Source organism: Streptococcus sp. 2018WUSS126 (assembly GCF_044427425.1).
In the GTDB taxonomy this organism is placed as follows: domain Bacteria; phylum Bacillota; class Bacilli; order Lactobacillales; family Streptococcaceae; genus Streptococcus; species Streptococcus hashimotonensis.
Genome location: NZ_JAOTGB010000005.1, coordinates 19,412 through 33,197, shown reverse-complemented (window position 1 = coordinate 33,197; position 13,786 = coordinate 19,412). Strand labels below are relative to the sequence as shown.

The window sequence follows — 13,786 nt, the reverse complement described above, 5'->3', positions numbered from 1 at the left end:
ACTTAGAAATTTTTAACATAGTCACGATGACTGGCTACTGCAGCTTTCAATTCCTCCATATTATCGGAAGAGAACTTCTCTAGGATTTCTGTCGCTAGAGTTGTAGCTACGACTGATTCCATGACTACGCCAGCTGCTGGGAGAGCCGTTGGATCTGAACGCTCCACAGTAGCTTTATAAGGTTCATGGGTATCAATGTCAACCGACATCAATGGCTTATAGAGGGTCGGAATTGGTTTCATAACACCGCGAATGATTAGGGCCTCGCCATTGGTCATACCACCTTCGAAACCACCTAGATTATTGGTTCGGCGTGTATATCCTTTTTCTTGGGACCAGAGAATTTCGTCCATAACTTGGCTCCCTTTGAGATAGCCAGCTTGGAAGCCTACTCCAAATTCTACTCCCTTAAAAGCATTGATCGAAACAACAGCCTGCGCTAATTTTGCATCTAACTTTTTATCCCATTGCACATATGACCCCAAGCCAGCTGGAACTCCTCCAACAACAGTCTCAATCACTCCGCCAATAGTATCTCCATCTCGCTTGATTTGATCAATATAGGCTTTGATTTCTTCTTCACGCTCTTGGTTGACAATGGATACTTCTGACTGGGCTGCACGCTCTTTGATTTCTTCTACGCTTAAACCATCTGGGACATCAATTTCTTTCCCTCCGAAAACGACTACATGGTTAGCAATTTCAATATCCAACTCAGCCAAAATCCGTTTGGCAACCGCACCAACAGCCACACGCATAGTTGTCTCACGCGCACTAGAACGCTCCAAGGAATTACGCAAATCATCAAAGCGATATTTCATACCACCAACTAGGTCAGCATGCCCTGGTCGTGGATGTTTGATACGACGCTTACTTTTGAGCTTCTCTTCGATGTCCTCAACTGCCATAATATCCAACCATTTTTGATGGTCTTTGTTGGTCACATTCAATGTAATTGGAGCACCGGTTGTCTTACCGTGACGAACACCAGCTGTAATCTCTACGCAATCTGTTTCAATCTGCATACGACTACCACGACCGTATCCACCTTGGCGCCGTTTTAACTCTTCATTAATATCCTCGGCTGTTAAAGGAAGACCCGCTGGAACTCCCTCAATAATGGCTGTTAGACGTGGTCCATGAGACTCACCAGCTGTTAAATAACGCATAACTTAATTCTCCAAAATTTCCAGAAACTTACGAGTGTTGCTTAAAGACATTTGTCCTGGTGCAGATGTTTCATCTAAGCTGGCAAAAGTCCAGCAGGAGCCTGTAATCACACCTGCAATACGTGTTAACTTCCCTAGTTCACCCATGGCGATCGTCGCAAATATCTGCTCAGTGTTCAGTGATTTAAAACCACGAGTATAATTCATAACATCTAGGACATCCTGCTCTGTCTTAGCCATTACAGCCATTTTAACAACAGCTGGTGATAGGCTAGTCAGTTCAGACATGATTTCCATATAATTAGACGGTGTTTCCTCAAAATTATGATAACTCAACACAAGGTTAGGAAAATCCAACATCTGCTCAAAAACCGACTTATAAGAATAATATTCAAAATCAATATAATCTGGCTGATAAAGCGCTGCAACTTCTTTGATTAAATTGACATATTCTTGATCGTCCAAATCCAAGTGACCGCCTTCACGTGTTGTCCGAATGGTGAAAACTACTTCCTTACCACTACATTTTTCAAATATAGCAGGTGCTACTCTTAAAATATCATCTTTCAGAAGATAGTCTGCTCGCCATTCAACAATATCTGCCTCTGCTAGACGTTCTACATCAATGGCCTCTACCTCTTCCAGATTTCTAGGCATAATAGGAACTACTATTTTCATTTATCTACCTGTATCGTAAAGACCTTTAGGTAATTACTACTTTCATCATTTTTATTGATTACAAAATCGGCTGGCAAGCGATAAGTTGCCTCATAGCGATGTTTTCTAACACCAAACCCTTTTTCAATCTGCCGCTTGAATTTTTCAACAGAAACATTTGCAGCGTTGGTCGAAGCAATAATAGTTCCACCTGTATTTAGTATTTCCAAAGATTGAGAAATCAGCTTGTGATAATCCTTGGCTACTGAAAAGGTTTGTTTCTTATTTCGTGCAAAGCTTGGCGGATCCAAGACAATCACATCATAGGTCAAGCCTTTACGTTTGGCATATTTGAAATATTCAAATACATCCATTACTACAAAGTGATGATTATCTAAGTCTAAACTATTAACCTTAAAATGAGCTTTAGAAAGTTCACGTGAGCGTTTGGCTAAGTCAACAGAAGTCGTTTCCCCTGCTCCGCCCATAGCAGCAGCAATAGAAAATGCTGCCGTGTACGAAAACATGTTCAAAAGTGACTTGCCTGCCGCCAGACCATCCACCAAGGAACCACGTACCTCATGCTGATCCAAAAAGATGCCCGTCATCAGACCATCATTCATAAAAACCTGATAGTGAACTCCATTTTCCAACACAGTGAAATATTCAGGGGCTTCTTCTCCATAAAGATGAGTAGACTCGAAGGTCAAACCTTTAAAACGAATCTTTTCATAAGCTCCTCTTACTTCTGGGAATACCCGTTGGAAGGCCGCAACAATCATCTCTTTGATAGAATAAACAAAGGTATTATACCATGAAAAAACTGCGTATTCATCATACAAGTCAACCGTCATTCCACCAAAATTATCTCCATCTTGATTAAATAAACGAAACGCATTCGTCATCTCAGATTGATAAAAATGTTGGCGTTTCTGTTTAGCATCCACGAATAATTTAACAAAAAAATCCATGGTCAAGTCTTGGTTGCTTCTACCAAACAGCCAGCCTATCCCCTTATTCTGTTTGGACAAATAAGCCTGACCTAAATAGGTTCCAGACTCTGAATACAAAACAGCCAGCCTGTCTTCATCAAATGAAAAACCTGAAAAATCAGCGCTATCCAAGAGTTGAATCCCTCTGTTTATTTTCTGTTCTGCAATACGGTTTACCTTTATTTTCATAGAATTATTATAACATGTTTCTTCATATATGCCAAAAAAACTCTAAACTTTGAGGCTTATTTTAAAATTATGGTATAATGAACTAAACTTTTAGAAAGGACCATGAGGTTTTATTGTGAAAAAACTAATTGACTACGTCAAGAAGAGCGGACAAACTCGACTTGGTTTCGTCTTGATTTTGCTAATCATTTACTGGCTCAAAACACTCTGGGCCTACTATGTTGATTTCAACTTAGATACACAAGGGTTTTTCCAAAATTTTATTGCTGTCATGAATCCTCTACCAGTCGGGATTTTATTACTCGGTCTCTCGCTTTATATAAAGAATACAAAAGTCTTCTATAGCGTAGCGATGATCATTTACATTATTCTTTCCGCCTGGCTCTTTTCAAATGCAGTCTATTATAGAGAATTTTCCGATTATATTTCCATCTCTACTATAATGGCTACCTCTAGTGTATCTGCTGGATTAGGGGAAGCAGCTCTTAAGTTATTTAGGCTATGGGATATTGTCTATTTTATTGATTTTATCATTTTTGGAATCCTAGTCTATCGTAAACTACTCCGGTGGGATAAAAAGACATTTCATAAAAAATCTAGCTTTGCTATTACAGCACTATCAGTCATGCTTTTCTCCATCAACCTCTTTTTAGCAGAAATTGATAGACCAGAGCTACTTACGAGAGGATTTTCTAATACTTATATCGTCAGAGCCCTTGGTTTACCTGCTTTCCTTGGTTACAATGCTAATCAAACCTACAATGCCCACAAGAATCGTTCTGGAGCAAAATCTACAGATTTGGAGCCTGTGAAACAATATATTGCAGAACATTATGCTCAACCGAATGACAACTACTTCGGTATTGCCAAAGGGCGAAATGTTATCTATCTCCACCTAGAAAGCTTACAACAATTTGTTATTGACTATAAGTTGAACGTCAACGGTGTCGAGCACGAAGTCACACCTTTCCTCAATTCTCTGTATCATTCTAGCTCTACTCTCGCCTTTTCCAATTTCTTTAACCAAGTTAAGGCAGGTAAGACCTCTGATGCCGAAACCATGATTGAAACCTCTCTTTTTGGCCTCAATCAAGGCTCTTTCATGGTCCAATACGGTGGAAGCAATACCCAACAAGCTGCACCATATATTCTCTCTCAAAATGGAGGATATACATCTGCTGTATTCCACGGTAATGCAGCCAGTTTCTGGAATAGGAACAACACCTATAAACAGTGGGGCTACAATTACTTCTTTGATCAATCCTACTTCTCTAAAGCCACTGCTGAAAATTCATTCCAATACGGTCTGAATGATAAAATCATGTTCGCCGACTCTATCCAATATCTTGAACATTTACAGCAACCCTTCTATACTAAATTTATCACAGTTTCCAACCACTACCCCTATACAACCAGCTTGATTGGAGATGAGATAGGCTTTCCATTAGCCAATACAGATGATGAAACCATTAATGGCTATTTTGCTACTGCAAACTATCTCGATGCGTCCATAAAGGCATTTTTCGATTACTTAAAAGCGACTGGCTTGTACGAAAACTCCGTCATCGTTCTCTATGGTGATCACTATGGGATTTCTAATTCACGCAATCCTGACTTGGCACCGTTGATTGGAAAAGATTCTCAGACTTGGTCAGATTTTGACAATGCCATGATGCAACGTGTTCCATATATGATTGTTGTACCTGGAATGACCAACGGTGGGATTTTTGATACCTATGGTGGTGAGATTGATGCACTTCCTACTCTCGAACATCTTTTAGGAATCAAATCCGATAACTATCTCCAAGTTGGTCAAGACCTACTTTCCAGCCAACACAGCCAAATTGTGGCTCTTCGAACCGCTGGCAGTTTCATCACACCAAAATACACTAGCTACGAAGGTAAAATCTACTATACAGAAACTGGTCTTGAAATTACAAATCCAGATGAGACAACTCAGAAAGAAATTGATGCAATTAAAGAAGCTACTGCAGCACAACTGGCGACTAGCGATGCCATTCAAACTGGTGATCTTATCCGGTTCTTTGACAATGGATTGCCAGCCTTGGATTCAAGTCAATATAACTACATTGACTCATTGGCTGCCGAGATTGCACTAGAGAATAAACTTGGCAAACAATCAACAAGTTTGTATAGTACAAACGGCAATAAGTCGACAATTGACCTATTTAAAGCACCAAGCTACCTAGAACTTCACGGTAGTACAACTGCTACTAGCACACCAAATACTGGTACAAGCACTAGCTCAACAAGTACCAGTTCAAATTCACGGTAATACACTAAAAGGCTTAGAATCATGTCAGTTACTACATTGATTCTAAGCCTTTTTATACTCAATGAAAATCAAAAACAGGCTAGGCGACGCAGATGCAGATAGAACTGAAGTTCATCAAATCAAGTCAACAACGTCTGATTTTGATTTTCGAAGAGTATTAGACCACTATTTCAAATCACTCATCTCTATTTCATCAAGGAAATATAGAATCCTCACTAGGCTCTTCCTCTGTTGATGATTTTTTAGGGATATCTATGGGAGCAACAGTACTACTTTCAATTGCTTTTGTATCTTCTGTTGTAGTTTCAGCTTCTGTTACAGTTTCTACATCTGTCGCTTCTGGACTAGGTGTCAACAAATCATCTAACCAGCTATCTGCGTTCCCTTCTCCATTAGGGACATCGGGAGTATTCGGCAATGGATTCCCAGGCAACCAAGTATCACCTGGCTCAACTGTCCCATCTTTGCTATCACTTTCAACTTTATCGAAATGAATATCGTAGACAGTATCTTCCAAAATAGGTGTATCCCATGCTACATTTGGAATAACAGGTTTTGTATAATCTCGTTTATAACCTGTATCACTCTTCAAAGATGGCGGAAAAATTCCAGCTTGGTTTAGTGTTAACCCTTTTCTAACAAGGTAAACCACTGTTTTACTAGTTCCCAAATGGGTCTGAAGTTGACCGCCTTCACCTGCTCGAAATGCGAGGGCTACATAATTCTTTGGATCATGCCAATAGTAATTTGGATGTCTACTTGGATCATTGATGTCCGTTGGATTATCCGTATTATTAGCAATGTAAGGCCCTATACGAGGAGCCGTTGTCCCAAATGCTGCCAAGCTCGTTGTGGCACTAACATAATCTGTATCTTTTTCTCCACCAGTAATAACTGTCCTAAACTCAATGAACTCATAATCTTTGCTTGGAACCGGTTCTGGTACAACAAGCCCCTGCTCCTTAGCTTGTTTCCAAGTTAAGTCAGATTTCACAAAGTATATGAACCCTGCTCGAATCTCACCATTTAATTTTAAACGACCATTGGCTATCGCACTATATTTAACAGGTACATAGTCTGATAGATCAATATTTGAAACATCATCACTTGGAGTGTAAATATTTTTGGTTGGCTTACGATAAACATTATCAAAATCAGCATAAAAACTTTGATGTTCTCTTGCCATCTTGCCGGACTTTGGCAAAGTAGCATTCCAACCGTTAAAGACGCGTCCCTTTTGTTGAAGGGTCTGCGGATAGGCGATATTCAAATCCTCCCAATTTAAATCTTTACGAACCAAATAATAAACTCTCTTCGTTTTTTTACCATTAACGACAAAATCACCAAAATCACTATTTGTACTGAATGTTACTAGAATGAAATTTTTAATATCCTGAAGACCTTCCGGATGATACTTTTGATGGACACCATTACGTGTTAAATTTTCTGTCGAACCTTCTGTATAAAAAGGTCCATATACTGATTGTTTCTCAATAGCAAGATTTACCGTTTCGCTCTTAACATCACGCTCAGGATCATCTGGCAAACTAGGATCAATTTTATAAACGTGCGCATGGTCCCCATGGCGTACACTCATATAGTTCCCATCAATTGTAATATCCTCACGTTTTACTTTAAAACGCTCCATGTACTGTTTAATGAGACGTTCTTTTCTCTGTTCAAGAGTTTCTCCATCCTTTTGTTTAAGAATACGATCTTCCGGACTTTCAAACGGCTTCGTTATATCAATTTCCTTTAATAAAACAATATGTGTGTGATCTCCATGCGGATACTCTAATCCAATTTGACCGTCAACAATGACTTTCTTAAGACGTGATGGCTCTAAATTCAGTTCTTTTGCTAAGTAGTCCAATTTGGTTTGATACTCAATATTTTCTACCTCAGGTTGTGACTTCTTATCCGATTCAACATTTGGTTTATACTGATTCACAAGATAAGACCATTTACTCCTTTTCAATGTTTCAAAATGAATAAGATGCAAATGTTTCCCATGCCTTACTAGAATCCCGGTTTCCGTTACACCGCTGATATTTTGCCCATCAAACAAGAAACCATCACTCGTTTGAAAATCAATCCCCGGAATCCCTTCCTGTTGGTGAACGATAGAAAAAGTTGGCGACTGACGACTATCAGAGGTCAATTGTCTGTGTGTCGTGCCATCTAAGCTTGATTTTAAAATATAGTGATAATGATCCCCATGCCGAACAGTATAGCCATTGGCATCCTCTGCGACAATATCTTTAGGATCAAAAACGTATTCATCTTCGGTCTGTTTCGAGCCTGACGATAATTGGCTTCTCTTAGGTTGAGAAGAATGGTTTTTTTCTTGATAGTTTTCAGGAATTAAATAAGCCCATTTTGTATTCTTTAAATCTGAATAAAAGAAAAAGTGCTTATGATCGCCATGATTGACAATAATTCCTAAATCAGTTTTTTCCTCAATTTGTGACTCATCAGTGAGTAAAAAACCATCATCCGTCGCCTTATCAATCCCTGGAACTTCCTTTTTCGAATCTGAAGGAATCTCTTTTGATTGCTTTGATTGCGATGTTTCTATGCTTGTTGTTTTTTGATAGTTCGATTGCTCTCTATAGTTAGACGCTTGATAAGTAACCAATGCTACAGCACAAATAAGCGATACTCCTGCTACATAAAGCAAAGTCTTACCTTGTTTCATATCTATGTTTCTCTCCTTATTTACCATTATTATATTACCGACATGATAAATGTAATCAACTATTGTAAAATAGCATCACCACATCCACTTATTATAGTCTTTTAGTTTACTTTTATTACTAGCTTCAAAGGTTCGGGGAACCTTTGAAGGTCGGAAATGAAACAAACGAAGTTTGTGTCAACAGCCACAGGCATAACTCAATGCTTTCTTATTTCTAGGCATTGACTTGAAACAGTCCCCCAGACTGTTTCAATCAGGCAAGGCGAGTTCAAACACTCCAGTGGAGTGTTTGAAGTTGGAAATAAGGAAACAAAGTTTCCTCATTCGTCGAAGTAATAAAAGAAAAACTAAATGACGAGAAAGTTAAAAACCGTCGATTTATTTACTAGTTAAGTATATCACCCATATCGAAATTTAGCAAGTGGTGAGCTACTTTCCAAAAATAAAGAACCTGGTTCATCACTACCAAGTTCTTTAGATTTTTATACTTATTTAGCAAGTTTTGCTTTAGCAGCATCTGCAAGAGCAGTGAAAGCTGCTGCATCGTTTACTGCCAAATCAGCAAGCATTTTGCGGTTTACTTCGATTTCAGCCAATTTCAAACCGTGCATCAATTGTGAGTATGACAAACCGTTCATACGAGCAGCCGCGTTGATACGAGTAATCCACAATTTACGGAAATCACGTTTTTTCTGACGGCGGTCACGGTATGCATAGTAGTAAGAGTTCATGACTTGTTCTTTCGCAGTGCGGAACAAGAGATGTTTAGCTCCGTAGTAACCTTTAGCTAATTTTAAAATACGTTTACGGCGTTTACGAGAAACAACGCCACCTTTAACACGTGCCATTTAATTTTCCTCCAAATAATCTAAATTCTAGTAGTCGGCTTATTTCAAACCTGTAAGCATTGATTTGATACGCTTGAAGTCACCAGCATGTACCATACCTGCTTTACGAAGGTGACGACGTTGTTTTTTAGTTTTACCGTGGAAACGGTGTGAAGTATAAGCGCGGAAGCGTTTCAATCCACCAGAACCTGTACGTTTGAAACGTTTAGCTGATGCGCGGTGAGTTTTTTGTTTTGGCATGTTAATTCTCCTTTTGCTTAAAAAGCTTATTTTTTATCTGAAGCTGGGGCCAATTGCATAAACATTTGACGTCCGTCCATCTTAGCACGTTGTTCGATAATGGCAATATCTTGGGTTGCTTCAGCGAACTCAGCTAATACTTTCGCTCCAACTTCTTTGTGGGTAATCATACGACCCTTGAAACGGATCGAAACCTTAACCTTATTTCCTTTTTCAAGGAATTTACGGGCATGACGAAGTTTTGTCTCGAAGTCCCCTTTATCAATAACTGGACTTAGACGCACTTCTTTTACAGTGACAACACTTTGTTTTTTGCGTTGTTCTTTCTGTTTCTTCTGATATTCAAATTTGAACTTACCGTAGTCCATAATTTTCGCTACTGGTGGTTTAGCTTGGGGTTGAATCAATACTAAATCCACGTTGGCGCTATCAGCAATGGCCTGAGCCTCATTGAGTGGTTTGATTCCCAACTGTTCACCCTCAAGACCGATAAGACGAACTTCACGCACTCGAATTTCATCATTGATGAACAAATCTTGCTTTGCTATGGCTTTTCACCTCATTTTATATTTTTCGAGAAAAACGAAACGGACTTGCTAAACAAGTCCGCACTACACCATTATTCTTTCCGAAGAAATCTTAATCCGTAGAGCCAGACAACGTTAGTCGCAAGGCGAGAAGTTCTCACTTCTGCTTTTCTCAATACGACTATTCTAACATGTCTAAAACTACTTGTCAATAATTTCTTTCGCTTTTTCTGAAATAAATTGAACAACACCTTCGATGGATACTCCTGTTGTATCAAAGGTAATGGCATCATCTGCTGCCTTTAAAGGAGAAACTTCTCTATGAGAATCTTTATAGTCACGAGCCGCAATCTCCTCTTTCAAGGATTCCAAGTCGGTCTCAATGCCACGTTCCGTATTTTCCTTAAATCGACGAAGGGCACGCTCCTCAACAGAGGCAACAAGGAATACTTTGAGTTCTGCTTGTGGCAATACAACCGTACCAATATCACGACCATCCATGACAATCCCACCAGCTTGCGCAATGTCCTGTTGCAGGCGGACCAATTCTTCCCGTACTAGAGGAAGCGCTGCTACCGCTGATACATTATTTGTTACTTGATTATCTCGAATAGGCAAAGTAACATCTTCATCACCGACAAAAACAAGTTGCTGACCGTTTTCATCACGCCCAAATCGAATGGGATACTGGGCAAGCAAGGCCACGATTCGTTTTTGATCTGTGACCTCTACATCGTTTGTCAAGGCTAGATAGGTAGCCGAGCGATACATAGCTCCTGTATCTAAGTAAGTGTATCCAAAATTTTTAGCAATAATTTTAGCAACCGTTGACTTTCCACTTGAAGCTGGACCGTCAATTGCAATTTGAATTGATTTCATAACTCCTCTTTATCTAATACGAACTACATCCCCAGGATGCGCAATCCAAGACCCTGTTGTCATTTTCTCTGGATTCAAACGCTCTAGCTCTGCAATTGAAATCCCACCACGAGCAGCCAGTTGTCCTACACCTTCACCTGCTTGAACAGTAAGGGTAGAGCCATCCGTTGCTTCCGCTGGGCTAGAACTTGTTTCTGTCGTGTCAGTCGAAGTAGATTCTTGTGTCTCAGCAGCCGATGAAGAGCTCTCTGCTACGACTGTTGTAGTGCTTGGGGTATAAAATTCTTTTGTTGAATCTGTTTTACTACCGCCACCGATTGAGAGATAGACAGCCATAATTCCAATAATCAGTACGATAACAAAGAAAATAATTGCCAAAACTGTAAATACTGTTGTATTCGCTACCCCCTTACTCAGACGTTCTTTACGACTAGTTGTTTCTGTGTGGTAAACTTCTTCATTCCATGGCTCTTGTGACATTATTGAGAAAACTCCTTGTATTTTTATTAAAATATGATTACAATACTAATATGAAAGTAAAACTTATTCCTGAACGGTGCATTGCTTGCGGGCTCTGCCAAACCTACTCATCTCTGTTTGATTATGATGACAATGGTATCGTTGTTTTTTCAGACGACTCACAATTAGAGAAAACAATTGAGCCCAATCCAGATATTCTTAAAGCCATCAAATCATGCCCTACAAAAGCCATTTCAGCGGATTGATTTGGCTTTTTTTGTATAATACTCTTCAAAATAATCCTGTTTTATTAAATGGTCTATTAATTCAATTTTACCCTTGAAGCAACTATGAATAGCTAAATGGTTAATAAAGTATTTTTTTGTCCATTTACGCATATAATACATCCGTCCGTTGGGAAACTCTTTTGCAAATATACGAATGGCTAAATAAGAAACTTCAATTTTTTCTATGGTAGCAATTTCAATTTTCTGCACTGCAAAAGGATTAGCCGAAGCAATCCGTAAATGCTCATCTTTTATCTCGAAATAGCGATGTAAGCCGAGCACTACTAATACAGCAAAGAGTGAGACAAGTAGAATAAATAATCTTGAAACTTGCAACTTCTCCAATAAAAGTGCCATACCAATAAAAATAGGTGTGAAGGTAAGTGACCAGTATATGATGGCCCATGATAAATCCGGTTGCCAATGGTAACGAATTTTACCAAAAATTTTGATCATATCGGACCTCCATCTATTATTCTAGCACAAAAAAAGAGATTTTCCTATGAAAACCTCTATCTTTTGAAATTTTTTATTACATTTACATGACAACGTTGAATGTTTTGTAAAATTTCTGAAATGTTTTTGAAATATTTTGAGTAGGAATTGGTGAGAACACAATGATCAACAACCAAAATATTTTAGTTATTCGTCTCTTGACTCTTAACATAGTAACTCAGGAGAAACTTGGCAATAAACTTTGGCCAAAACAACAAATACATTTCATAGTCTTCTTTTGTACGAAGATTGTTTTCAATGCTATTTGTCGTCTCAGATTCTTCATGAATGCGGTGATACATGAGACTTTCATCTACAAAGGTAAAGCTCCCATTTTTTTGTGCAATCTGATACCAAGCAAACCAATCAAGAGAAACTTTCATTGCTTCATTAAACTTGAAATCATTCAGTTTCTTCAAATTATAGGTCACAGCTGGACAAGAAATTGGATTACCAAAGGCTAAAACCCTATTCCGCCAAAACTTCCATTTGGGAAACATGGCCATTGTCCGTAACATGAGTTGCTTGATTTTCAAGTTTGAAGTTAAGGGAATAGCCACACCTTCCTTAACTTCCTGGTAATCTGAATAAGCAATCAACGTTTCCTCTGTCATCTGAGACATTATTTTTTCACAATAGTCTGGTAAATAAATATCATCTTGATGAGCAATTGTAGCATAAGGGGTTGTTACAAAAGAGAGTGCTAAATTCCAATCTTTTCCAATACCTCCTCCTTGTGCGGTATGCATTACGATTGCATTCTTTTGGCAAATTTGTTCTATATATTCACTCGGAGTACTAGTGTATAGGATGAGTTGTGATTGAAGTGTTTGCTGCTTTAACGAATGGATGCATTCTTCTAGATACTTACTATCTCCATAAGCACAGATAACAAATGTATGGTTATTCTGCATGATGCTCCTCCAACTCAGAGATTCTTTTTTTAGCCATTGATACTTCTTGAATTAAATTTTTAATCTGCTGCTTTTGTTGAGATAAAGCCATACTATGCAAAAATCCAATCACCAAGAGAACAAAAATTGCCACAGATAACAAGAAATTGGAAGTCAGACCAAACCCGAATAAATAAGCCAATTTAATAGGAATAACATCAAAGAGTGCAAAAACAATCAGCCCGAAGCCAATAACAATCCACATAAAGGCATGTTCGAATAAAATCTTATTTTTATTAATATTCCTAAAAATAAAATACAAAAAACCTAGTGAGGCAAGAAACATAGCTAATGCTTGTATAGTCATTATTCCCCCTCCTTCATAAGCGAAGCAATCAAAATAGATGAGCAAACTTCTACCATGTAGCGGATGGACTTAAATGGAGTAATCGAAGAAACCCCTCCTACTCTCTCAAACATATTAGCAGGTGCTTCTACTACTTGGAAATTTTGCTTTAGTAAATGAACAGTTGATTCTGGTTCCGGATATTTCGTAGGGTATCGTCTGGCGAATTGAGCAATTACTTTTCTATTTCCCAAACGATAACCAGATGTTGTATCCCAAATGCGTTTTCCAGTTGTTATTTTTATCATATTTGAAATAACACCTATTCCAAATCTTCTCATAAAACTGGTTTGGAATTCTGACAAGGTTTCACCAACAAAGCGTGAGCCAATCACCATATCAGCTTGACCAACTAAGATTGGCTGAATTAAGCTATTTAATGAACGAATGTCATGTTGACCATCACCATCGAATTGAACAGCTACATCATAGTCATTATCCAAGGCATATTTATATCCTGTTTGAACAGCTCCGCCAATCCCCAAGTTTTGTACCAAGTGAATTGCATTTAATTTATTGTTTATCAAAATTTCTTTCGTGCGATCTGTTGAGCCATCATTAATGACAACATAATCCAATTGGAAATTCACACTATTTCTATAATCTATAATCTCCCGAACCGTTTGAAGAATACTCTCTTCTTCATTGTAGGCAGGAATAATCATTAATACTTTCATTTTTTCTCTCTAAAACTAGAATTCTATATAACTTTTCAGATTCTACTTACTCATTTGAAGAAACTATAATATAC

General features: G+C 38.4%; 15 protein-coding genes and 1 other annotated feature. Of the genes, 2 read left to right on the top strand and 13 right to left on the bottom strand.

The window, feature by feature from the left end; all coding sequences use genetic code 11:
* Positions 1–2: 2 nt before the first annotated feature.
* From aroC to ODU34_RS02920, 3 genes are read right to left on the bottom strand one after another with little or no spacing between them, the layout of a single operon-like run.
* On the bottom strand, positions 3–1,169 hold the full coding sequence (aroC, locus tag ODU34_RS02930) for a chorismate synthase (protein ID WP_398578312.1): 1,167 nt from the start codon (positions 1,167–1,169) through the stop codon (positions 3–5).
* Positions 1,170–1,172: 3 nt separating this feature from the next.
* Complete coding sequence (gene aroD / locus ODU34_RS02925; protein WP_398578311.1) at positions 1,173–1,847, bottom strand: type I 3-dehydroquinate dehydratase; 675 nt, start codon at positions 1,845–1,847, stop codon at positions 1,173–1,175.
* A complete protein-coding gene (locus ODU34_RS02920; protein ID WP_398578310.1) occupies positions 1,844–3,007 on the bottom strand; it encodes a class I SAM-dependent methyltransferase in 1,164 nt (387 codons plus the stop codon). The genes aroD and ODU34_RS02920 overlap by 4 nt, the downstream gene beginning before the upstream one ends.
* Positions 3,008–3,122: 115 nt before the next feature.
* Between ODU34_RS02920 and ODU34_RS02915 the strand changes: the two genes are divergently transcribed.
* On the top strand, positions 3,123–5,303 hold the full coding sequence (locus tag ODU34_RS02915; protein WP_398578309.1) for an LTA synthase family protein: 2,181 nt from the start codon (positions 3,123–3,125) through the stop codon (positions 5,301–5,303).
* Between the two features lie 193 nt (positions 5,304–5,496).
* Here ODU34_RS02915 and ODU34_RS02910 read toward each other — a convergent pair whose 3' ends face one another.
* From ODU34_RS02910 to ODU34_RS02885, 6 genes are all read right to left on the bottom strand, one after another.
* Entirely contained in the window at positions 5,497–8,001 is a 2,505-nt protein-coding gene (locus tag ODU34_RS02910; RefSeq protein WP_398578308.1) for a pneumococcal-type histidine triad protein, read from the bottom strand.
* Between the two features lie 488 nt (positions 8,002–8,489).
* Complete coding sequence (gene rplT, locus ODU34_RS02905; protein WP_012028296.1) at positions 8,490–8,849, bottom strand: 50S ribosomal protein L20; 360 nt, start codon at positions 8,847–8,849, stop codon at positions 8,490–8,492.
* Between the two features lie 39 nt (positions 8,850–8,888).
* On the bottom strand, positions 8,889–9,089 hold the full coding sequence (rpmI, locus tag ODU34_RS02900; protein ID WP_012027223.1) for a 50S ribosomal protein L35: 201 nt from the start codon (positions 9,087–9,089) through the stop codon (positions 8,889–8,891).
* 26 nt (positions 9,090–9,115) lie between these two features.
* Positions 9,116–9,622: a translation initiation factor IF-3 gene (gene infC, locus ODU34_RS02895; protein ID WP_002940606.1), complete on the bottom strand. Its 507-nt coding sequence runs from the start codon at positions 9,620–9,622 to the stop codon at positions 9,116–9,118.
* Positions 9,623–9,662: 40 nt separating this feature from the next.
* Positions 9,663–9,791 (bottom strand) — a sequence feature (ribosomal protein L20 leader region).
* Between the two features lie 26 nt (positions 9,792–9,817).
* Positions 9,818–10,495, bottom strand: a complete 678-nt coding sequence (cmk, locus tag ODU34_RS02890; RefSeq protein WP_398578307.1) for a (d)CMP kinase — start codon at positions 10,493–10,495, stop codon at positions 9,818–9,820.
* A gap of 9 nt (positions 10,496–10,504) precedes the next feature.
* A complete protein-coding gene (locus ODU34_RS02885; RefSeq protein WP_044671322.1) occupies positions 10,505–10,975 on the bottom strand; it encodes an SAG1386/EF1546 family surface-associated protein in 471 nt (156 codons plus the stop codon).
* Positions 10,976–11,025: 50 nt separating this feature from the next.
* On the opposite strand from ODU34_RS02885, the gene ODU34_RS02880 reads away from it, so the two are divergent.
* Positions 11,026–11,220 carry a ferredoxin gene (locus tag ODU34_RS02880; RefSeq protein ID WP_044671351.1) on the top strand — a complete coding sequence of 65 codons (195 nt, stop codon included), beginning with the start codon at positions 11,026–11,028 and terminating at the stop codon, positions 11,218–11,220.
* Here the strand turns inward: ODU34_RS02880 and ODU34_RS02875 are convergent.
* The 4 genes from ODU34_RS02875 to ODU34_RS02860 all read right to left on the bottom strand — a co-directional run bounded on the left by ODU34_RS02875 (position 11,209) and on the right by ODU34_RS02860 (position 13,712).
* Entirely contained in the window at positions 11,209–11,697 is a 489-nt protein-coding gene (locus ODU34_RS02875; RefSeq protein WP_012027226.1) for an EbsA family protein, read from the bottom strand. The genes ODU34_RS02880 and ODU34_RS02875 overlap by 12 nt on opposite strands.
* A gap of 182 nt (positions 11,698–11,879) precedes the next feature.
* Complete coding sequence (locus tag ODU34_RS02870) at positions 11,880–12,650, bottom strand: glycosyltransferase family 2 protein (protein ID WP_398578306.1); 771 nt, start codon at positions 12,648–12,650, stop codon at positions 11,880–11,882.
* Entirely contained in the window at positions 12,640–12,996 is a 357-nt protein-coding gene (locus ODU34_RS02865; protein WP_002937073.1) for a DUF2304 domain-containing protein, read from the bottom strand. Before ODU34_RS02865 ends, ODU34_RS02870 begins: the two co-directional genes overlap by 11 nt.
* Complete coding sequence (locus ODU34_RS02860) at positions 12,996–13,712, bottom strand: glycosyltransferase family 2 protein (protein ID WP_398578305.1); 717 nt, start codon at positions 13,710–13,712, stop codon at positions 12,996–12,998. The genes ODU34_RS02865 and ODU34_RS02860 overlap by 1 nt, the downstream gene beginning before the upstream one ends.
* Positions 13,713–13,786 lie beyond the last annotated feature (74 nt).

Bases quoted from the DNA above. Each gene is read 5' to 3' on its own strand.
- aroC (WP_398578312.1), bottom strand. From the start codon at position 1,169: ATGCGTTATTTAACAGCTGGTGAGTCTCATGGACCACGTCTAACAGCC.
- aroD (WP_398578311.1), bottom strand. From the start codon at position 1,847: ATGAAAATAGTAGTTCCTATTATGCCTAGAAATCTGGAAGAGGTAGAG.
- ODU34_RS02920 (WP_398578310.1), bottom strand. From the start codon at position 3,007: ATGAAAATAAAGGTAAACCGTATTGCAGAACAGAAAATAAACAGAGGG.
- ODU34_RS02910 (WP_398578308.1), bottom strand. From the start codon at position 8,001: ATGAAACAAGGTAAGACTTTGCTTTATGTAGCAGGAGTATCGCTTATT.
- rplT (WP_012028296.1), bottom strand. From the start codon at position 8,849: ATGGCACGTGTTAAAGGTGGCGTTGTTTCTCGTAAACGCCGTAAACGT.
- rpmI (WP_012027223.1), bottom strand. From the start codon at position 9,089: ATGCCAAAACAAAAAACTCACCGCGCATCAGCTAAACGTTTCAAACGT.
- cmk (WP_398578307.1), bottom strand. From the start codon at position 10,495: ATGAAATCAATTCAAATTGCAATTGACGGTCCAGCTTCAAGTGGAAAG.
- ODU34_RS02885 (WP_044671322.1), bottom strand. From the start codon at position 10,975: ATGTCACAAGAGCCATGGAATGAAGAAGTTTACCACACAGAAACAACT.
- ODU34_RS02880 (WP_044671351.1), top strand. From the start codon at position 11,026: ATGAAAGTAAAACTTATTCCTGAACGGTGCATTGCTTGCGGGCTCTGC.
- ODU34_RS02875 (WP_012027226.1), bottom strand. From the start codon at position 11,697: ATGATCAAAATTTTTGGTAAAATTCGTTACCATTGGCAACCGGATTTA.
- ODU34_RS02870 (WP_398578306.1), bottom strand. From the start codon at position 12,650: ATGCAGAATAACCATACATTTGTTATCTGTGCTTATGGAGATAGTAAG.
- ODU34_RS02865 (WP_002937073.1), bottom strand. From the start codon at position 12,996: ATGACTATACAAGCATTAGCTATGTTTCTTGCCTCACTAGGTTTTTTG.
- ODU34_RS02860 (WP_398578305.1), bottom strand. From the start codon at position 13,712: ATGAAAGTATTAATGATTATTCCTGCCTACAATGAAGAAGAGAGTATT.